This window comes from Roseateles aquatilis, assembly GCF_002205645.1.
Classification (GTDB): Bacteria; Pseudomonadota; Gammaproteobacteria; order Burkholderiales; family Burkholderiaceae_C; genus Roseateles; species Roseateles aquatilis.
Window position 1 is genome coordinate 1,027,091 of sequence record NZ_NIOF01000001.1, and the last position, 18,173, is coordinate 1,045,263.

The following is an 18,173-nucleotide window of genomic DNA, read 5'->3' on the forward strand; positions in this document are numbered from 1 at the left end:
AAGCGAGCATTCGACAGATGCGATCGCATGGCGCCAATCCGCCTTGCAGGTAGAAATCGAGGATGCGATGACGGATCCCGGGGGCGTCCGACTGGAATCAGTCAGCGAACGACAGCCCCGCGACAGGTCCCCCTTCCTCTGCTGGCATACCATCTCCGGCTTGGCGCGGGCCCTGTTCGCCCGCGCTGGCCACGGGGCCCCGGCGCCCCGTTTCGACGGACCGACGCGGCGCCCTGCGCCGCGGGAAACGAGAGCATCGCGATGAAAGTGCTGGTGATCGAGGACAACCCGGACATCGTCGCCAACCTGTTCGCCTATCTCGAGCCGATGGGCTACGAACTGGACGTGGCGCGCAACGGCCTGGGCGGACTGGCGCAAGCCGCCGCCGGCTCCTACGACGCGATCGTGCTGGACCTGACGCTGCCCGGCCTGGACGGGCTGGACGTGGCCCGCCGCCTGCGCAAGGACTTCCGCCGCCCGACGCCGATCCTGATGCTGACCGCGCGCGACACCATCGCCGACAAGGTCACCGGCTTCGAGAGCGGCGCCGACGACTACCTGGTCAAGCCCTTCTCGCTGGTCGAGCTGGAGATCCGGCTGCAGGCGCTGGTGCGCCGCTCCCACGGCCTGCAGCTCAGCACCGCGGTGAGCTATGCGGACGTGAACTTCGATCCCGACACGCTCGAGGCCACCCGCGCCGGCAAGCCGCTGCAGCTGACGCCGACCGGCTACAAGCTGCTCTCCGCGCTGCTGCGCGAGGCGCCCAAGCTGGTCCGCCGCGAGGACCTGGAGCGCGAGGTCTGGGGCAACGACCCGCCCGACAGCGACGCGCTGCGCACCCACATCCACGCGCTGCGCGCGGTGCTGGACAAACCCTTCCCCGTCCCCCTGCTGAAGACGCATCCGGGCATCGGCTACCGGCTCGTGTTGCCCGATGCCTGACACGCGGGGGGAGGCGCGCGCGGCGCGCCGCGCGCGATCGACCGCCGCGCCGACCACGCTGCGCACCCGCGTCGCCGCCGCCTTCCTGCTGCTGACGCTGCTGGTGTGCGGCGCCTTCGCGGTGGCCGCGGTGCGCATCGCCTCCAGCATCGAGGACCGCCTGATCGACCAGCGCCTGAGCCGTACCGCAGACTCCCTGGTCGAGCGCGCGCGCCAGGGCCTGCCCCCCGACCTGCCGCCCAGCGTCACGCTCTACCGCGGCAGCGACATCCCGGCGCCACTGCGCGGCCAGCCGCCCGGCAAGTACACGCTCCCGCAGGACGGGATCTCGGTCAACGTGCTGATCCGCGACGACCTCGGCCCGCTCTTCGTGCTGACCGACAGCGACGCCGACTTCGCCAAGATCCAGGCCGGCGTCTACAGCCTGCTGGGCCTGGCCTTCGTCGCCTGCCTGGGACTGGCGCTGTTCCTGGCGCAATTGACGGCCAGCCACATCGTCGCGCCCGTCACCGCGCTGGCGCAGGCGGTCGAGACCGGCGCCACGCCCAGCGACTACCCGCTGCTGGACTCGACCGACGAACTGGGCGTGCTGTCGCGTGCGTTCGCCGCCAAGACGGAGGCGCAGCAGCGTTACCTGGACCGCGAGCGCTGGTTCACCGGCGACGTCAGCCATGAGCTGCGCACGCCGCTGGCGGTGGTGCTCGGCGCCGCCGAAGTGCTGAAGGCGCGCCTGGCCGGCCGTGACGACCTGGTCGAACTGGCCGAGCGCATCCGCCGCACCGCCGCCGACACCAGCGAGCGCGTCGTCGCGATGCTGCTGCTGTCGCGCGACCCGCAGAGCATCGGCGCGCCGCCGACCGCGCTGCTGCCGCTGCTGCGCCAGGAGATGGACCGCTGCCGGCCGCTGCTCAAGGGCAAGGACGTCGAGATGACGCTGCATGCCGACCCGGACGCCGCCCACCTGGAAGTCCCGGCCCGTCCGGAGCTGGCCGCGATCGCGCTGGGCAACCTGATCCGCAACGCCTGCCAGTTCACCGAGCAGGGCCGCGTCGACATCCGGCTCGAGGCCGGCCGCGCCGTCGTCGAAGACACCGGCGTCGGCATCCCGGCCGCCGTGCGCGACCGCATCTTCGACCGCTTCATGCAGGTCGACCCGGCCGGCGCCGGCAGCGCCGGGCTGGGCCTGGCGATCGTCAAGCGCGTCGCCGAGCATCTGGGCTGGACCGTCCGCCTGGACGCCCCCGCGCAGGGCGGGACGCGCTTCGTGCTGGAGTTCGCGGTCATGCCCGCCACGGCAGCCGACGCCCCCGCTTCCCCGGACACCCTGCCCGGTTGAGTTGTAAGCACCCCTGGACGAGTCGGCCGTCAACCTATACTGTATGCAAATACAGTATTGAAGATTCGCTGACTCGCCATGCCATCCCTGCCCGCCGGGGAGGATCGCCCCTCTCCGTCCCGCGGCGGTGACGACGGACCGGTCTCCCCCACACAGAACCTTGCCCAGGACGCCTCCCGCCACGTGCTGCGGGTGCCGCCCACGCCCATTCCGCCCGCGGTGGCGGGGGCGTTGTGGCGCGGCGATTCGCTGGGGCGCGGCACCGACACGGTCTGGCCGAGCGGCTTCGAGGCGCTGGACGCCGAGTTGCCCGGCGGCGGCTGGCCCGCCCGCCAACTGACCGAGGTGCTGATGCCGCAGTTCTCGCTGGCCGAATGGCGGCTGGTGGGGCCGGCGCTGCGCGGCGTCGTGAAACGCGGCGCGCCGGCGGTGTTGGTCGGACCGCCCAAGCGCCCTCACCTGCCCGGGCTGATGCACCTGGGGCTGGACGAGCATCGGGTGGTCTGGATCCAGGCCCAGGCACCGTCCGAGCGGCTCTGGTGCGCCGAGCAATTGATCAAGTCCAACGCCGCCGGCGCGGTGCTGGCCTGGGTGCCGCAGGCCGCGCCGGAGCAATTGCGGCGGCTGCAGGTGCTGGCCCAGTCCTTCGAGGGCCCGGTGTTCCTGTTCCGGCCGCTGGAGGCCCGGCACGACCCGTCGCCGGCGCCGCTGCGCCTGGAGGCCACGATCGACGTGGACTGGGCGCTGCACGTGCGCGTCCTCAAGCGCAAGGGGCCGGCGCACGAGCCCCCGCTGCGGCTGCCCTCCGTCCCCGGCGGGCTGGCGCTGGTGCTGACGCCGCGCGTGATGCGACCCAGCGAGATGCGGCCCGTGCCGGCCCCGGTCGCGGTCCCGTCGCCCTCGCACGCGCCGGCCGGGGGCCCGGCATCCGCCCCGGTGTCCGCCCCGGCCCCGATGGCCGTGGCGGCCGCCGCCTCTTTCTTCCCGGAGTTGCACGATGTTGTGGGTCGCCCTGATTCTTTCGCCTCGTCCGCCGACGCCGGCCGATGACCCGAAGACGCCGCCCGGCATCTGTCCGGAGGCGCAATCGGGCCTGGCGGTCTGGTGCCTGCAGTTCACGCCGCGCGTGGCGCTGATGGAGGACGCCGTCGTCATGGAGGTGGCGGCCAGCCTGCGGCTGTTCCGCGGCTTGAGCGCGCTCAAGGCGCGGATCGGCGTGGAGGCGCCCGATCTGGGCGTGGCCGCCATCGGCTGGGCGCCGACCGCCACCGCCGCGCTGACGCTGGCGCGTTGCGGCGTGCTCGACCTGGGGCAACGGCTGCTGCAGGCGGTGCTGGATCCGCTGTCGCTGATGGCGCTCAGCGCCGCCGTCCCCCATGCCGAGCCGCTGACCCGCGCCGGCATCAACACGCTGGGCCAGTTGCGGGCGCTGCCGCGCGGCGCGGTAAGCCGGCGCTTCGGCGCAGCGCTGCTGACGATGCTGGACCAGGCCTATGCGCTGCGGCCCGAGGCGCATCGCTGGGAAGTCCTGCCCGAGGACTTCCATGCCCGCGTCGAGCTGCCCAGCCGCGAGGACCACGCGCCCGCGCTGCTGGCCTGCGCCCGGCCGCTGCTGATGCGGCTGTGCGGCTGGCTGGCCGCGCGCCATGCCGGCGCCACCGGCGTGACGCTGCACTGGGTGCACGACTCGATGCGCGCCAAGGACGCCGGCGACGGCGGCAGCCTGACCCTGCGCACCGCCGAGCCGATCCGCGAGCTGGAGCACTTCTGCCGGCTGATGGCCGAGCACCTCGCCAAGACGCGGCTGCTGGCGCCGGTCGGCGAGTTGCGGCTGGAGGCCGTCGGCGTGCAGCCGCTGGCCGAGGACAGCGGCTCGCTGCTGCCCGACGTGGTGCGCACCGGCGAGACGCTGTACCTGACGCTGGAACGCATCGCCGCGCGGCTGGGTCCGACGCGGGTGCTGCAGCCGGCGCCGGGCGACGATCACCGGCTGGAATGGATGACGCGCTGGCGGTCCGCGGTGGACGCCTCCGGGTCGGGGGCGGGATCGGGAGCGGGGGCCGCGTCCGGGCCGCGTTCGAGCCCGGGCCGGGGCATCGGTCGCCCGGCCGCGGCGCCGGCCCCCTGCGCGCCCGAGCCCACCTTCCTGCTGGAACCGCCGCTGCGCCTGGCCCTGCGCGATCATCGGCCGCATTACCAGGGACCGCTGACCTTGCTGATCGGTCCCGACCGCGTCGAGGGTGGCTGGTGGGACCGCCTGCCGCGTCGCGCGCCCACCGAGGCGGAGCAAGCCGCGGCCGCGCCGAGGCCGGCACCGGGCGCCGTGCAGACGCCAGCCTTCCTCTCGATGGCGCCGAACGAAGACGCCAAGGCGCTCGCGCACGGTCACCGCAACGTGACGCGCGATTACTGGGTGGCGGTCAACGAGCACGCCGGCGTGCTGGCCATCTTCCGGCAACACCGAGGCAAGGAAGAGGACGACGACGCCTGGTTCCTCCACGGCGTCTACGCCTGAGGCGGCATCAACGATGGCCACCGACCCCGCACACCCTCCCGGCTCGGAGGACCGTCCCCGCGGTCCCCGGCGCGATGCCGCCCGGGCATCGGACGAATCGCCCGCCGGGCGCGACATCGGGCCCGACATGGCGCGCGACATCGAGTATGACCTCGGGCATGACATCGACCGAGGCCCCGGTGACGACACCGGCATGGATGCCGGGAGCGACACCGGGCCCGATGCCGCGCCGTCCGACGGCCTGCCCGACTACGCCGAGCTGCGCTGCGTCAGCAACTTCAGTTTTCTCAAGGGCGCCAGTTGGCCGGAGGAACTGGCCGAGCGCGCCAAGGCGCTCGGCTACGCCGCGCTCGCGATCACCGACGAGTGCAGCATGGCCGGCATGGTCCGCGCGCATGTCGCGGCCAAGGCGCACCAGCTCAAGCTGCTGGTCGGCAGCCAGATCGAGATCGACTGCGGCCACCCCTTCACGCTGATCGTGCTGGCCTGCAACCTGAACGGCTACGGCAACCTGTGCCAGTTGATCTCGCGGCTGCGGCGCGCGTCGGAGAAAGGCAGCTACCGCTGCACGCCCGGCGACATCGGACCACGGGCCCTGGACGACTGCGTCGTCGTCGCCTGTCCCGACCGCCACGCCACGGCGGAGCAACTGCTGGCGCTGTCGAGCTGGCTGCTGTCGCGTTTCATGGGCCGGTGCTGGCTGGGCGTGGACCAGCCGCAACGCGCCGACGACGAGATCCGCCTGCTGCGGCTGCGCGAGGCCGGCGCGCAGAGCGCGATTCCGCTGGTGGCCGTGGGCGACGTGCTGATGCATGTGCGCAGCCGCAAGCCGCTGCAGGACGTGCTGACCGCGACCCGGCTGGGCCGGCCGTTGACCGACTGCGGCCAGGCGCTGGACCGCAACGCCGAGCGGCATCTGCGCCATCGCGGCCGACTGGCGTTGAGCTTCCCCCCCGACCTGCTGGCCGAGACGCTGCGCGTGGCCGATCGCTGCAGATTCAATCTCGACGAATTGCGCTACCAGTACCCCTCGGAGGTCGTGCCCGACGGCGAGACCCCGACCAGCCACCTGCGCCGCCTGACCTACGCGGGCGCGGCGCGGCGCTGGCCGGCAGGCATCCCGGCCGACACCGGCGAGCAGATCGAGCGCGAGCTGGCGCTGATCGAGGACCTGCGCTACGAGCATTACTTCCTGACCGTCGCCGACATCGTCCAGTACGCGCGCTCGCAGGGCATCCTTTGCCAGGGCCGGGGCAGCGCGGCCAACTCGGTGGTCTGCTACTGCAACGGCGTGACCGAGGTCGACCCGGCGCGCATGCAGGTGCTCTTCGAGCGTTTCATCAGCAAGGAGCGCAACGAGCCGCCGGACATCGACATCGACTTCGAGCACGAACGCCGCGAGGAGGTGATCCAGTACCTTTACCGCAAGTACACCCGCGAGCGCGCGGCGCTGGCGGCGGTGGTGATCTCGTACCGGGTCAAGAGCGCGCTGCGCGACGTGGGCAAGGCGCTGGGTTTCGAGCCGGAGGTGCTGGACACGCTCTGCGGCAATCACCAGTGGTGGGACGGCCAGACCATCGACGCCGAGCGGCTGCGCGAATCCGGCCTGGACGCCGACGATCTGGCGGTGCGGCAGTTGGTGGCGATCACGAAGGAGTTGCTCGGCTTCCCGCGCCACCTGTCGCAGCATCCGGGCGGCTTCGTGCTGACGCACGGTCCGCTCACGCGCATGGTGCCGGTGGAGAACGCGTCGATGCCGGACCGCACCGTCATCGAGTGGGACAAGGACGACCTGGACGCGGTCGGGCTGCTCAAGGTCGACGTGCTGGGGCTGGGCATGCTGACGGCGATCCGCAAGACGCTGGACTTTGTCGGCAAGCGCGAGCGGTATCCGTTCGAGATGCAGGACATCCCCGCCGAGGACCGGGCGACCTACCGGATGATCCAGCGCGCCGAAACCATCGGCGTGTTCCAGATCGAGAGCCGCGCGCAGCGCAGCATGCTGCCCCGGCTGAAGCCGGAGAACTTCTACGACCTGGTCATCGAGGTCGCGATCGTGCGGCCCGGTCCGATCCAGGGCGGCATGGTGCATCCCTACCTGCAGCGGCGCCAGCAGCGCGAGGCGGTCGTCTACCCCAAGGGCCTGAAGCCGGTCCTGGAGCGCACGCTGGGCGTGCCGGTCTTCCAGGAGCAGGTGATGCAGATCGCCATGGTCGCGGCCGGGTTCACCGGCGGCGAGGCGGACGATCTGCGGCGCTCGATGGCGGCCTGGAAACGCAAGGGCGGGCTGGAGAAGTACTACGCCAAGATCGTCGAGGGCATGACCTCGCGCGGCTACGACAAGACCTTCGCCGAGCAGATCTTCGAGCAGATCAAGGGCTTCTCGGAGTACGGCTTCCCCGAGTCGCATGCGGCGTCGTTCGCGCTGCTGGTCTACGCCAGCAGCTGGCTCAAGCACCACCGGCCGGCGGAGTTCCTGGCCGGGCTGCTGAATGCGCAGCCGCTCGGGTTCTACTCGCCGAGCCAGTTGGTGCAGGACGCCAAGCGCAGCGGCGTCACCGTGCTGCCCCCCGACGTGATGCACAGCGATTGGGATTGCACGCTGGAGCGGATCGACGGGCGCGTCATCCGCGGCACCAAACGTGGCAAGGAAGCCGAGGACGGCAACGCGGAGTTCGACGCGATGCTGGACGAGGAGGAAATGGCGGCGGAGCTGCTGGCCGAGGCGATCGCGGGCGATGGTGACGGCGCTGGGAGCAGCAACGGCAACGTCGATGGTGGGCTTGACGCGACCGAGCCCGCCGGGACGGATGCCGACGCTCGCCCCGCGGACGGTGGCATCGCGGTGCGTCTCGGGCTGCGGCTGGTCAAGGGGCTGCAGAAGGCCTCGGCGGACCTCATCCGCCGCGAGCGCCATGGCCGCGCCTTCGACGACGCGGAGGACCTGGCGCGCCGCACCGGCCTGAACCAGCAGCAGATGACGCTGCTGGCCTCGGGCGACGCGCTCGCCAGCATCAGCGGCCACCGCCGCCAGCAGGTCTGGGACGCGGCCGCGCAGCACGCGCCGCCGCCGCTGCTGAAGTCAGCGCCGGTGCAGGAGGACTTCCTGGCGCTGCCACAGGCGCCGGAAGGCGAGGAGATCGTCTTCGACTACGCGTCGCTGGGCCTGACGCTGCGGCGCCATCCGCTGTCCCTGCTGCGCCCGCTGCTGAACGAGCGCCACCTGATGACCGCGCGTGAGTTGAGCGAGATGCCCAACGGCCGCGCGGTCCGCGGTTGCGGCATCGTCACCGTCAAGCAGCAACCGGCGACGGCGAAGGGGACGATCTTCATCTCGCTCGAGGACGAGACCGGCGACATCCAGGTGATCGTGCATCGCGACCTGTGGCAGCGACAGCGGCTGGTGATGCTGCATTCGCGGTTGATGGCGGTGCGGGGGAAGTGGCAGCGCAGCGGGGAGGTCCGCAACCTGATCGCCGGACATCTGGAGGACCTGACGCCGATGCTGGGGCGGTTGAGGACGGAGAGCCGGGATTTTCATTAGGCGGCGAATTGGGTTTTCGCCCTCGCACTGTGAGGTGATCCGACCGACTCTCCCAACGCCAACAACCTCCGGAGGGCCGCCTTATCAAATGTCATGAAGACCTGTCCACCAGAGATCCGGCCCTCACAAGCAATGGCGCCATCCGCGAAGTCCCCACCCAGATCGAGCATAGCCAATCCAGCATCAACGGCCATTTGATTCACCTTGACGGTCGGCTTCGCCACGATGGATCGAATGGCCCTCGCGATGTCGAGTGCGCCGTACTGGTACGAGCGTCCCAACACCCAGGCGAATTCGCAGAGACACGCCACGGCAATCACGACGAGCTCGGCATCGGCAAACAAGCGCATGGCCGCTTGTGCCTGTTCGACGTTGTCCCGGACGATGATCCTCACCAGGACGTTCGTGTCCACCGCGACCTTCATGGCTCCCCCGCCCACCCGCGTGCGATCGCGTCATTCATCTCCTCGATGGACACCTCGCCCTCGCGGCCACGTGGTCGGCCAGCGAGTAGCCCGAAGAGCTCGCGGATATCCCCAGTGCGAGCGCCGCGAAGGACGCAACAACCGTTGGCCAAAAGATCCACTTCGATCTTCCCTCCCGGTCGCACCTTCAAGTGGTCCAGCACCAAACGTTCCAGTTTGACGGTGCGCTTCTGCGACACCGTCATCGGCAACAGATCGATCATCACGACGCTCATATCGCTTGTCCTTGCGCAACTGCATGAGGCTGGAAATCCTAGGCCGCGACGATCCTGAAAATCCGTCCTTCCCTCTGATTCCCGTCAAAGGACGGTGCGATAAAGCACCGGCGTTCCGAACGTCAGTTCGGTGTAGGTCAAGTCCCACGTGTTCATGCGCCCTTGTGGGGATGCCCCGGCCACGGACGATGAGGAATGATCGGATCAACTGCCTCACTGCCGACCTCACCGGGCGGCTGGCCGACACCATGAAAACGATCACCGCCCTTCCCGACGCCCTGCCCGCCGTGGTGCCCGTCATTTCGTCCCCGTCCTGGGCGCTGCTCGGCATCGAGCCGCTGCGCGCCGCGATGGAATACGCCAGTTGCCGCCTCATGGACCGCAGCGGCCATCCGCCCGGCGACGGTCATCCGGTGGTGGTCTTTCCCGGTCTCGCGGCCGATGCGCAGTCGATCGCGCCGCTGGTCGGCTTCTGCCACGGCCTGGGCTACGAAGCGCGGGACTGGGGCCGCGGCATCAACACCGGCCCGACGGGTGACATCGATCTGTGGCTGGACACGCTGACCGCCGACATCGAAGCCCTCGTGGCCGCGCATCGCCAACCGGTCTCGCTGATCGGATGGAGCCTGGGCGGCATCTACGCCCGCGAGGTGGCCAAGCGCATCTCCCTACCGGTGCGGCAGGTCATCACCATCGGCACGCCGATCACCGGCGAGGCGGCGCAGACCAACGTCAGCCTGATCTACCGATGGGTCAACGGCACGTTGCCGGTGCTGGAGAACGCCTTCAAGGCTCGCTTGCTGACGGCGCCCGACGTGCCGACCACCTCGATCTACAGCCGATCCGACGGCGTCGTCGCCTGGCAGGCCTGCCTGCAGCCCGACGACCATCCGATGATCGAGAACGTCGAGGTCGACGGCAGCCATTGCGGCCTGTGCTGGAACCCGGCGGTGTTGAAGGTCGTCGCCGACCGGCTCGCGCATTCGCCTGGGGCCTGGCGTCCGTACACCGCGCAAGGGGCCGCGCCGCAGATGCCGTTGCCGGCGAACTGATCCGCGTCGGCGCCGCGCGGTGCCGACGCCCTCACGACCCTCAACGCAAGCGGAGGCCGCGATCACTCGCGGCCTCCGCTGCGTCTTGCCCGTCGTGACTCGCGCTGTTTCAGCGGATCAGCGCGATGAGGATGATGATCGGGATGGGCACGCCCAGCAGGAAGAGCAGGATGGATCGCATGTGAAGTCTCCGGTTCGTTGATCTCGGAATCGATGGCGCGGCGAGGCCGGCCCCCTCATTCGATGCGGTCGCGCTGGCGGCCGCCGAAGGTGGCGAGCAGGCTCGCCGTGAAAGCGCCGATCAGCAGCGCGACCACCATCCACAGCGCCGTCTGCAGCGCCGTCTTGCGAGCCGCGTCCGCCGCCTCTCGCGCCTTGGTCTCCAGGGCCTGTGCTTCGGCGCGTGCGCGTTGCAGCGTGTCGGTCACGCGGCGCTCGGCGTCGGCCTGCGACAGGCCGGTGCGTTGCGCGACGAGCTGCGCCGCATAACGGGAGTCGTCCGGCGACAGGCTGCCGCCATCGCGAAGCGCGCGCAGCAGCAGGCGATTCAGTTCGGCGGACGAGTTGCCGTCGGCATGGACCATGGACGCATCCGGCCAGGCCCGCAGCGTCGCCGGGTTGGCGCCGGTCGGCGGCGTCGCGCCAGTCGCAGCGGTGCCGGTGGCCGAGGGCGACGACCTCAGCAGCGTGTCGACGTAGTAGCCCAGGTCGTTGCGGCCCAGCGGATCGGAAGCCGTCCTGTCCCCTTGCCCACCAGCTTGCAACTGGGATCCGGCCGCCGCGCCCGCCGCCGTGGCCGTGGCCGCGGTCGTCGCCGCGCCGGCCACGGCCGAGACGCCCTTCGCGCCGATGCCCACGATCGCGCCGACCGACGCGGTCAGCACCGCCGCCGTGAACAGCGTCGCCACCGCCCAGGCCAGCAGGCCATGCGCCGTGTCGCGGAAATGCACTTCATCGGGATCGGTATCACGCCAGCGCACCCGCAGGCGACCGGCCAGGTAGCCGCCCACGCCCGAGGCGGCGAGCTGCGTGACCGCCAGCCAGACGATGCCGGCGATGCCGATCGTCTTCGCGCCGGCACCTTCTCCCGCCCACGGCGAGGCGGCGGACAGCCCCAGGCCCGCGCCGAGCAGCAGCAGGATCAGCGACAGCGCCGCCGCCGCCGCCGCGCCGGCCAGCACGGCCGCCCACGACACGGCCGAACCCGTCGGTCGCACGACGGGTCCGCCTGCTCCTGCGACGGCGCGCTCGCCGCCGTGCCAGACTTCGTTCGACACCATGGTCGTCCCCAAAAGAGTTGTTGATGCATCGCCATGGCAAGCCGCGCACCCGATGCGACGCCGCCGACCACGACCCGGGTTCGCGGCGCACAATCGCCGGTCATGTCGACCGCCTTCGTCTACCTGAAGCTGCCCACCCACGCGCTGCCCGAGGACCACGGCCTCGAGGATCGGTTGGACCTCGCCCTGCGGGAAGCGGGCGCGGGCAGCGTGCTCGGCTGGGGCGAATCCCTTGGCGACGCGCCGCCGGGTCGCATGCGGCCGTTGGCCTTCCTGCGCATCGACATCGAGGCCGAGGACCTCGACGCCGCGCGCCGCCTGCTGCTCGCGCTGCTGCCCACGATGGACGTGCCGGACGGCACCGAGCTTCACTACACGCGCGCGCACCGACCGCTGCAGGACATCCTGACCGCGGGCCTCTGGCGCGAGGCGCTCGACACGGTCGCGCCGCGCCCGCACCGCTAGCCCACCGCCACCAACCCGTTGACGGCACGGGCACCAGCACCAGCACCAGCACCAGCACCAGCACCAGCATGGATGGTCGACGTCCCTGGTGGCAAACCGTGGCATGCGGAGGTCGCGGGGGACGGGAGGGCGTGGGGTTGGCGCGAAGGCGCGGGCCCCACACTCTCGCGGCCAACGCACCGAACGGCGACGTGAGCTTCCGGGCGAAGCGGGGATCACGACGACAGGCGCATCACCACGACATTGGCTTCATATCGACGTGAGCTTCACGACGACGCGCTCCTCACGCCTCCGTAACCTCCCGCCGTAACGCGCGTTACGCCACCCTCGTCACACACCCCCTCCGGACCGCGCAAAATCCCGCCTCGATGACCGCCGTCCCCGCCCCCCTCCCCGTCGCGATTGCTCACCGCATCCAGCTGCTGCCGAACGGTCTTCGCATCGACGGCCTGCCCGAGCTGCGCAGCCGCCTGCTGCCGCGCCTGCTGGCCGCGCTGTTGCAGGCGCACGAGCAGGGGCTGGCGCGCATCGACAGCCCCTGCACCCGCGCCGAGCTCTGCCAGCGCATCACGGGCATGGCCGAGCTGCACCGCACGCAGGTGTGGCGGGCGCTCGCGCTGCTGGCGGACGGTCCGCTGGCCGCGCTGATCGAAGCGACCGCGCGCAGCAGCGGCCCCTTCTGGCTGAACGCCGCCTTGCTGACCACGTGCCACTTCGACATCGAGGGCACGCCCGCCACCGGTGCGGAACTCGCGCGCTGGCTCGGCCAGCAGCGCCCCGTGCGGGCGCCCGCCGCCGAGCCCCTGCTGCCGCTGGCCTATGCCGAGGCGCTGGCCCGCGCCGACTACCTGCTCGACCGTGGCGAGCTTTACCCCGCGCGGCTGGCGCTGCAGCAAGCCGCGCCGCACGTGCCCGACGGCGACGCCTCGGCCGCCGCGGCGCTGGGCCTGCGTCGCGCCCGCATCGCGCGGCGGCTCGGCGACTGGGCGGCCTTGCAGGACGAGCTGCGAGACCTCGGCCAGGCGCTCAACAACGCCCGATTCCCCCGCCCCGAGCGCCGCCAGCTGCGCGCCCGCGTCGCGATCCTCGCCGCGTGGCACTGGTACGGCAGCCTCGGCCAGCCGGCGGCGGCGCTGGACAAGCTGGACGAGGTCGAGCCCGAGGTGCTCGCCACCGACTCGTCGCTGCGCTGCGAGCACGGCAACCTGCGCGGCATCGTGCTGCGCGAGCTGGCCGTGGCGCGCGGCGACGCGGCGCTCGCGCAGCAGGCGCTGGCCAGCCTGGGCGACGCGTTGCGCCATGCCTCGCTGGCGGGCCTGCCCGACACGCTGCAGGTCTGCGCGGCCAACTTGTCCAACGCGCTGGGCCAGCTCGCCGAAGCCCGCCTGCTGCCCACCGACGGGCCGGGCGTCGAGGACGCGCTGCGCTGGCTGCTGCTGAGCGACGCGCTGTGCGCGCGCTGGCAGCTCGGGCGCAGCTCGCTGCTCAACACGATCTTCCTGCTGCGCCTGGCGGCGCTGGGCGGGTTCCGTTTCGACGCGTTGCAGCGCCTGGCCACCGGCCAGGGGCTGCCGCTGCCGGCGTCGTCCTATGGCGAGCTGGCGGCACAGCGCTGGGCGGCCTGCCGCGCGCGCCAATCGCAGATCCCCGCGGATCAGCGCTGCGCCTTCCTGCTGCTGTGGGCGCGCCATGCGCTGGACGAAGGCGACGCCTTCACCGCGACCGACCTCGTCCGGCAGGCCCGCGTCCAGGCCCGCAAGCTGCGCGACGAGCAGGCCCGGCGGCGTTACCTCGCCGAGGCCGACGCGCTGATGCCGCAGTCGCGTCAAGCCTGAATCGGGCGCCGCCCTAGGGGGTTGCCACCGCCCGCCGGAGGGCGGGAGCGCGTCTGCAGGCCTCCTGACGCCGCCGCAACGCGCGTAACGTCACATCGGACCGTCGGCCGGCGCCCGGCTGCGCACACTGGCGCCGTCGTTCACCACCACACGTTCCGGAGATGCCCATGACCCCCACCCGCATGATGGCCGGCGGCCTGATGCTCAGCCTGCTCGCCCTGACCGCCTGCCGCGCGGCGCTCGCGCAGCCCGCCCCAGGCGCGACCAACCCCTCCATCGCCGCCGCGTCGCCGACGCCGGCCGCTCAGCGTGAACGCTGGGAGACCCGTCCCGAGCTGCAGCGCAACTTCTCCGACCTCGGCACCCACGGCGCGCTGACGCTGCTGGACACGCGCGCGCATCGCTGGATCGCCTCGGACAGCCAACGCGCGTTCGAAGGATTCATTCCGGCCTCGACCTTCAAGATCCCGATGTCGCTGATCGCCTTGGAGACCGGCGCCGCCGCGGACGAGACGCAGGCCTTCGCCTGGGACGGCCAGAAGCGCTCGCAGCCGGACTGGAACCGCGACCAGACGCTGGCCTCGGCCTACAAGGTCTCGGCGGTGTGGGTGTTCCAGGGCCTGGCACGCCAGGTCGGGCAGCCGAAGGTGCAGCAGTTCCTGTACGACTTCCGTTATGGCAACGCCATGGCCGGCCCCAAGGGCGACAGCTTCTGGCTCGACGGCGGCCTGCGCATCTCCACCGTCGGTCAGATCGACTTCCTGCGCCGGCTGAACGAGCGCGCGCTGCCGCTGTCCGACCGCACCTATGACATCGCCCGCAAGATCATGCTGCGCGATCAAGGGCCGGGCTGGAAGATGTACGCCAAGACCGGCTGGGCCGGGGACGGCAACCCGGCGGTCGGCTGGTTCGTCGGCTGGGTGGAGCAGGAGCGGGACCCGCGCCCGGTGTACTTCGCGCTCAACATGGACATGCTCAAGTCCGAGTTCGGACCGCGCCGCGAGGAGATCGTCAAGCGCGTGATGCGGAGCATGGGTTACCTCGATTGAGCGTGACGCGGCCATCAAGGCCGTCGGGGACGACGCGACCGATGACGCCGGCGACACCGGCCGCGCCGTCCCCGCGCGGCCGGCGTCGATGGCGCCAATGGCGCGATACTCGCGCCTCGTCATGAACCCTTGGATGGACGCCACGATGAAGTTCCCCACCCCCCTCGTTCGTTTCACCCGCGCGGCGCTGCCCGCCCTGCTGCTGTCCGCCGGCCTGGCGCAAGCGCAGGTCGTCGTCACCGGCCAGTGGGTCCGCGCCACGGTCGCGCAGCAGAAGTCCACCGGCGCGTTCATGCAGCTGAAGTCGCCGACGGCGGTCAAGCTGGTCTCGGTCAGCTCGCCCGCCGCGGGCGTCGCCGAAGTGCACGAGATGGCGATGGACGGCTCCGTCATGCGCATGCGCCCCGTGCCCGCGTTGGAGGTGCCGGCCAACAAGCCGGTCGAGCTCAAGCCCGGCAGCTATCACGTGATGCTGATGGACCTCAAGAAGCCCATCCAGGACGGCGAGGTCGTGCCGCTGACCCTCGTGTTCGAGGACGCCGCGAAGAACCGTCAGACCGTCCAGGTGACGGCGCAGGCAAGGTCGCTGAACAGGGCCGCGGCGCCCGCCAGCGGTGCCAAGGATCCGCACGCCGGGCATGGGGACCACAAGCACTGATCCCGTGAAGGACGGCGGGCTCCCGCAAGCCGTCGCCGGGCGGGACCGGGACGGCCCCGCCCTGTCATTCCTTCGCCATCCTCCCGGGTGGCGACGCGTGTCTACACCGCGGTCGTAGGCCGGCGGCGGGCTTGTCGACCCAGCAAGCCGTCGTGCGTCCAGCACAGATACCGATCCATCACCCCGTCCGCGCTTGCGAAATCGCCGGCTTCCAGGGCCGCGACGATCTGCGCGTGAGCATCGCAAGAGCGCACGGCGTCCGTGGATGCCTGGCACTGCATGGCAATCAGGGCGGTGCGCGCCGCCAGGCCTCGCACCGTGTCGGCAAGCAATCCATTGCCCAGGCACCCCGCCAGCAGCACGTGAAAGTTGCCAGACAGGAAGCTGCTTTCGCCGAGCTCCCCGCCCGCCACGGCCGCCCTCTCGCGCGACAGATGCGTCTGGAGCGCCTGGAGCGCCCCGCGATCCAAAGTCCTCGCGCCCCGGAGCAGGCCGCATTCGATCAGCCGACGGGCGGCCAGCGTCTCCCAGGCCTCCTCGCGCGAACGCTCGACCACGCGCCAGCCGTTGTCCTCGCCGCGCGCGAGGAAGCCCTGTGTCTCCAGCCGTGCCAGCGCGACGCCCACGAGCGGACTTCGGCAGCCCAACAGGCTTTCAAGATGTTGCTCGCTCAAATGCGTGCCGGGAGGCACCCTTCGCGCCATCATCGATTCGATCAGGCGCTTGCCGAGTTCAGCGGATGAAGTCATGGTGCGGTGACCGGCCGTTCCGACAGCGACGCGATCGCGGCCTGCAGCACATGCCGCGCGGCCTCGAAATCCGGGAGGTCCATGGCCTCGCGAGGGTTGTGCGAGCCGTGGTCATTGCGCACGAACAGCATGGCCGACGGGATGCCGGCCGCCGCGAACACCGCGGCGTCATGCCCCGCGCCGCTCGGCATGCGTTCTATCGGATGTCCCGAACGCTCGGCCGCCGTTTCAAAGCGGCGCAACCATTCCTCGTCCATCGTGGCCGGCGTCGAGGTCAGCGCCTCGTCGAACTCGAATCTCACGCCGCGCTCGGTGGCGATGGCGCTGCACTCGTCACGCATCAGCGCATGAAAGCGGCTCAGCGTGCCCGCGTCCTGGCTACGCGCCTCGAAGCTGAACACCACTTCCCCTGGAATCACCGAGACCGCATGGGATTGCGGGGGCGTGTTGCAGATGCCGGCCGTCATCACCAGGTCCATGCCCATCTGCAACAGCACGCGCCAGTGTTCATCCATGCGGGCGAGCAACTGTGCAACAGCCAGCATCGCATCGTGACGCAGCCAGCGAGGCACCGCGCCGGAGTGCCCCGCTTCCCCCAGGCAACGCACGCGGTTGTGGCGCACATTGCCACGTATGCCGGTGACAGCCGCCACGGGCCACCCTCGGGCCACCATCACGGGCCCCTGCTCGATATGCAGTTCCAGGTAGGCCGCGACCCGATGCGGGAGCAATGACTCGCGTCGGCCGATCGCCGCGACATCGGCGCCGCAACGCGCCATGGCCTCTCCCAGGGTCTCGGGACGGTCGCGATGCCTCAACGTCAGCGCTTCGGACGGCAGCCGTCCCAACAGGGCCAGGGAGCCGGCGTAGGCGCGGCCATACCAGGCGCTCTCTTCCCCGCGCAGGGCCAGGACGCGCAGAGGCGGCAATCGCGGCAGATCCACCTTCAAGCCCTCCAGCACCGCCAGGCCCGCCACCACGCCTGCCAGGCCGTCGTAGTTGCCTCCGCGAGGCACCGAATCGACATGCGAGCCGATCACGATGGCGGGGTCGTCGCGGTCTTCGCCGATCGACGAAAGCCAGAGATTGCCGGCGCGGTCGCGCTCGCATGCCAGCCCGGCGTCACACCCGTGCCGCTCAAGCAGCGCAAGTGCGACGTCCTCGCCGGATCCATAGCTCTCACGCGTGACGCCGGGGCCGTCGCGCGTGGCCTCGGCGATGGCCGCGAACAATGTTTCACTGCCGCCCGCCGACTTCGAGACGGGCGACGCCCAGGGCACTGCACGCGTGCTCATGCGAGTGCTCCCGTGCCGCCGTGGGCCACCGACCAGGAAGTCGGGGACTCACTGAAATCCTTCAGCGTTCGACACTGCGCGTCGGTCAGCTTGCCGCTGTTCTGAAGCGCGACATGCAAGTGCTCCCAGCCGACCAGCGCGAGCAGGCACAGCGGCGGCTGCACCGGCGCCACTTTCGGATAGATGGCGTAGTCGAGCAGCACCAGCGCGTCCTCGACAGCGGCTCCCACCTGGCGCAACGCGGCGGCGGCAGCATGCTTGGAGCGGCCATCCGTGTTCACGTCGTCGACCAGCAGCACCTTGCAGCCCTGGGGAAGACGCCCCTGCAGTTGCGCCTGCACGCCCCAGCCGATGGGCCGCTTTCGCAACGTGAGCATCGGCAAGCGGAGTCGGTCCGCCAACCAGGCGGCTATCGCGATGCCCGAACTCTCGGTGCCCACGACAGCCCCGATGCCGCGCCGACCTATGAGCGGTGCAACGGCCTCGGCCATCCCGTCCATGAGCGCCGTGCGTTCCTTGGCATCGCCAAGCAACGCATGGACGTCCACGTAGACAGGGCTGGCCCAGCCCGAGGTGTAGAAGAACGGCGTGTCCCCCGCCAGACGGACAGCGTCCGCGGCGACAAGGGCCTGGGCAATATGCGGTGCACCGGAGGGTGAAAGTAGCATGTCGGCCTGCTCTCGAAGCGTAGGACACGAATGCTAGGGAGGCTCGAACGAAGGCAGAAGTTCAAAGCAAGCCACAATCCATTCC

The 18,173-nt window shown here is 70.8% G+C and carries 16 protein-coding genes; 10 read left to right on the top strand and 6 right to left on the bottom strand.

What is annotated here, in order from left to right; genetic code table 11:
• The first annotated feature begins 261 nt into the window (after positions 1-261).
• The 5 genes from CDN99_RS04385 to CDN99_RS04405 all read left to right on the top strand — a co-directional run bounded on the left by CDN99_RS04385 (position 262) and on the right by CDN99_RS04405 (position 8,337).
• Positions 262-942 carry a response regulator transcription factor gene (locus tag CDN99_RS04385; RefSeq protein ID WP_088382869.1) on the top strand — a complete coding sequence of 227 codons (681 nt, stop codon included), beginning with the start codon at positions 262-264 and terminating at the stop codon, positions 940-942.
• A complete protein-coding gene (locus CDN99_RS04390) occupies positions 935-2,278 on the top strand; it encodes a sensor histidine kinase (RefSeq protein WP_088382871.1) in 1,344 nt (447 codons plus the stop codon). Before CDN99_RS04385 ends, CDN99_RS04390 begins: the two co-directional genes overlap by 8 nt.
• Positions 2,279-2,356: 78 nt before the next feature.
• Positions 2,357-3,328, top strand: coding sequence for a translesion DNA synthesis-associated protein ImuA (imuA, locus tag CDN99_RS04395; RefSeq protein ID WP_141100628.1), 972 nt, complete (start codon positions 2,357-2,359; stop codon positions 3,326-3,328).
• A complete protein-coding gene (locus tag CDN99_RS04400; protein WP_238139353.1) occupies positions 3,276-4,793 on the top strand; it encodes a Y-family DNA polymerase in 1,518 nt (505 codons plus the stop codon). Before imuA ends, CDN99_RS04400 begins: the two co-directional genes overlap by 53 nt.
• Positions 4,794-4,986: 193 nt before the next feature.
• Complete coding sequence (locus CDN99_RS04405; RefSeq protein ID WP_088383412.1) at positions 4,987-8,337, top strand: error-prone DNA polymerase; 3,351 nt, start codon at positions 4,987-4,989, stop codon at positions 8,335-8,337.
• Here CDN99_RS04405 and CDN99_RS04410 read toward each other — a convergent pair.
• Positions 8,334-8,750 (bottom strand): type II toxin-antitoxin system VapC family toxin, encoded by a 417-nt coding sequence (locus CDN99_RS04410; RefSeq protein ID WP_238139354.1) that lies wholly within the window; start codon positions 8,748-8,750, stop codon positions 8,334-8,336. The genes CDN99_RS04405 and CDN99_RS04410 overlap by 4 nt on opposite strands.
• An 8-nt stretch (positions 8,751-8,758) precedes the next feature.
• Positions 8,759-9,037, bottom strand: a complete 279-nt coding sequence (locus tag CDN99_RS04415) for a transcriptional regulator (RefSeq protein WP_088382875.1) — start codon at positions 9,035-9,037, stop codon at positions 8,759-8,761.
• 248 nt (positions 9,038-9,285) lie between these two features.
• Here CDN99_RS04415 and CDN99_RS04420 point away from each other — a divergent pair, with 248 nt between their 5' ends.
• The gene (locus CDN99_RS04420; RefSeq protein WP_141100629.1) at positions 9,286-10,089 is read left to right on the top strand and encodes an esterase/lipase family protein; all 804 of its coding nucleotides are present in this window, start codon (positions 9,286-9,288) and stop codon (positions 10,087-10,089) included.
• A gap of 236 nt (positions 10,090-10,325) precedes the next feature.
• On the opposite strand, the gene CDN99_RS04425 is transcribed toward CDN99_RS04420, so the two are convergent.
• A complete protein-coding gene (locus CDN99_RS04425; RefSeq protein WP_088382879.1) occupies positions 10,326-11,369 on the bottom strand; it encodes an ATP synthase subunit B family protein in 1,044 nt (347 codons plus the stop codon).
• A 102-nt stretch (positions 11,370-11,471) separates the two neighbouring features.
• On the opposite strand from CDN99_RS04425, the gene CDN99_RS04430 reads away from it, so the two are divergent.
• The 4 genes from CDN99_RS04430 to CDN99_RS04445 all read left to right on the top strand — a co-directional run bounded on the left by CDN99_RS04430 (position 11,472) and on the right by CDN99_RS04445 (position 15,376).
• Positions 11,472-11,834 (top strand): hypothetical protein, encoded by a 363-nt coding sequence (locus CDN99_RS04430; protein ID WP_088382881.1) that lies wholly within the window; start codon positions 11,472-11,474, stop codon positions 11,832-11,834.
• A gap of 368 nt (positions 11,835-12,202) precedes the next feature.
• Positions 12,203-13,669 carry a hypothetical protein gene (locus CDN99_RS04435; protein ID WP_088382883.1) on the top strand — a complete coding sequence of 489 codons (1,467 nt, stop codon included), beginning with the start codon at positions 12,203-12,205 and terminating at the stop codon, positions 13,667-13,669.
• Positions 13,670-13,836: 167 nt separating this feature from the next.
• Positions 13,837-14,718, top strand: coding sequence for a class D beta-lactamase (gene blaOXA, locus CDN99_RS04440; protein WP_158218749.1), 882 nt, complete (start codon positions 13,837-13,839; stop codon positions 14,716-14,718).
• 145 nt (positions 14,719-14,863) lie between these two features.
• Positions 14,864-15,376 carry a copper chaperone PCu(A)C gene (locus tag CDN99_RS04445; RefSeq protein WP_088383414.1) on the top strand — a complete coding sequence of 171 codons (513 nt, stop codon included), beginning with the start codon at positions 14,864-14,866 and terminating at the stop codon, positions 15,374-15,376.
• A gap of 101 nt (positions 15,377-15,477) precedes the next feature.
• On the opposite strand, the gene CDN99_RS04450 is transcribed toward CDN99_RS04445, so the two are convergent.
• From CDN99_RS04450 to CDN99_RS04460, 3 genes are read right to left on the bottom strand one after another with little or no spacing between them, the layout of a single operon-like run.
• Complete coding sequence (locus CDN99_RS04450) at positions 15,478-16,125, bottom strand: GntR family transcriptional regulator (RefSeq protein ID WP_088382887.1); 648 nt, start codon at positions 16,123-16,125, stop codon at positions 15,478-15,480.
• Positions 16,122-17,420: a hydantoinase/carbamoylase family amidase gene (locus tag CDN99_RS04455; protein WP_088382889.1), complete on the bottom strand. Its 1,299-nt coding sequence runs from the start codon at positions 17,418-17,420 to the stop codon at positions 16,122-16,124. The genes CDN99_RS04450 and CDN99_RS04455 overlap by 4 nt, the downstream gene beginning before the upstream one ends.
• Positions 17,417-18,088, bottom strand: coding sequence for an orotate phosphoribosyltransferase (locus CDN99_RS04460; protein ID WP_088382891.1), 672 nt, complete (start codon positions 18,086-18,088; stop codon positions 17,417-17,419). Before CDN99_RS04460 ends, CDN99_RS04455 begins: the two co-directional genes overlap by 4 nt.
• Positions 18,089-18,173 lie beyond the last annotated feature (85 nt).

Excerpts from the sequence above, each read along its gene's own strand:
- CDN99_RS04385 (WP_088382869.1), top strand. The coding sequence starts at position 262 with ATGAAAGTGCTGGTGATCGAGGACAACCCGGACATCGTCGCCAACCTG.
- CDN99_RS04390 (WP_088382871.1), top strand. The coding sequence starts at position 935 with ATGCCTGACACGCGGGGGGAGGCGCGCGCGGCGCGCCGCGCGCGATCG.
- imuA (WP_141100628.1), top strand. The coding sequence starts at position 2,357 with ATGCCATCCCTGCCCGCCGGGGAGGATCGCCCCTCTCCGTCCCGCGGC.
- CDN99_RS04400 (WP_238139353.1), top strand. The coding sequence starts at position 3,276 with ATGTTGTGGGTCGCCCTGATTCTTTCGCCTCGTCCGCCGACGCCGGCC.
- CDN99_RS04405 (WP_088383412.1), top strand. The coding sequence starts at position 4,987 with ATGGATGCCGGGAGCGACACCGGGCCCGATGCCGCGCCGTCCGACGGC.
- CDN99_RS04415 (WP_088382875.1), bottom strand. The coding sequence starts at position 9,037 with ATGAGCGTCGTGATGATCGATCTGTTGCCGATGACGGTGTCGCAGAAG.
- CDN99_RS04420 (WP_141100629.1), top strand. The coding sequence starts at position 9,286 with ATGAAAACGATCACCGCCCTTCCCGACGCCCTGCCCGCCGTGGTGCCC.
- CDN99_RS04425 (WP_088382879.1), bottom strand. The coding sequence starts at position 11,369 with ATGGTGTCGAACGAAGTCTGGCACGGCGGCGAGCGCGCCGTCGCAGGA.
- CDN99_RS04430 (WP_088382881.1), top strand. The coding sequence starts at position 11,472 with ATGTCGACCGCCTTCGTCTACCTGAAGCTGCCCACCCACGCGCTGCCC.
- CDN99_RS04435 (WP_088382883.1), top strand. The coding sequence starts at position 12,203 with ATGACCGCCGTCCCCGCCCCCCTCCCCGTCGCGATTGCTCACCGCATC.
- blaOXA (WP_158218749.1), top strand. The coding sequence starts at position 13,837 with ATGACCCCCACCCGCATGATGGCCGGCGGCCTGATGCTCAGCCTGCTC.
- CDN99_RS04445 (WP_088383414.1), top strand. The coding sequence starts at position 14,864 with ATGAAGTTCCCCACCCCCCTCGTTCGTTTCACCCGCGCGGCGCTGCCC.
- CDN99_RS04450 (WP_088382887.1), bottom strand. The coding sequence starts at position 16,125 with ATGACTTCATCCGCTGAACTCGGCAAGCGCCTGATCGAATCGATGATG.
- CDN99_RS04455 (WP_088382889.1), bottom strand. The coding sequence starts at position 17,420 with ATGAGCACGCGTGCAGTGCCCTGGGCGTCGCCCGTCTCGAAGTCGGCG.
- CDN99_RS04460 (WP_088382891.1), bottom strand. The coding sequence starts at position 18,088 with ATGCTACTTTCACCCTCCGGTGCACCGCATATTGCCCAGGCCCTTGTC.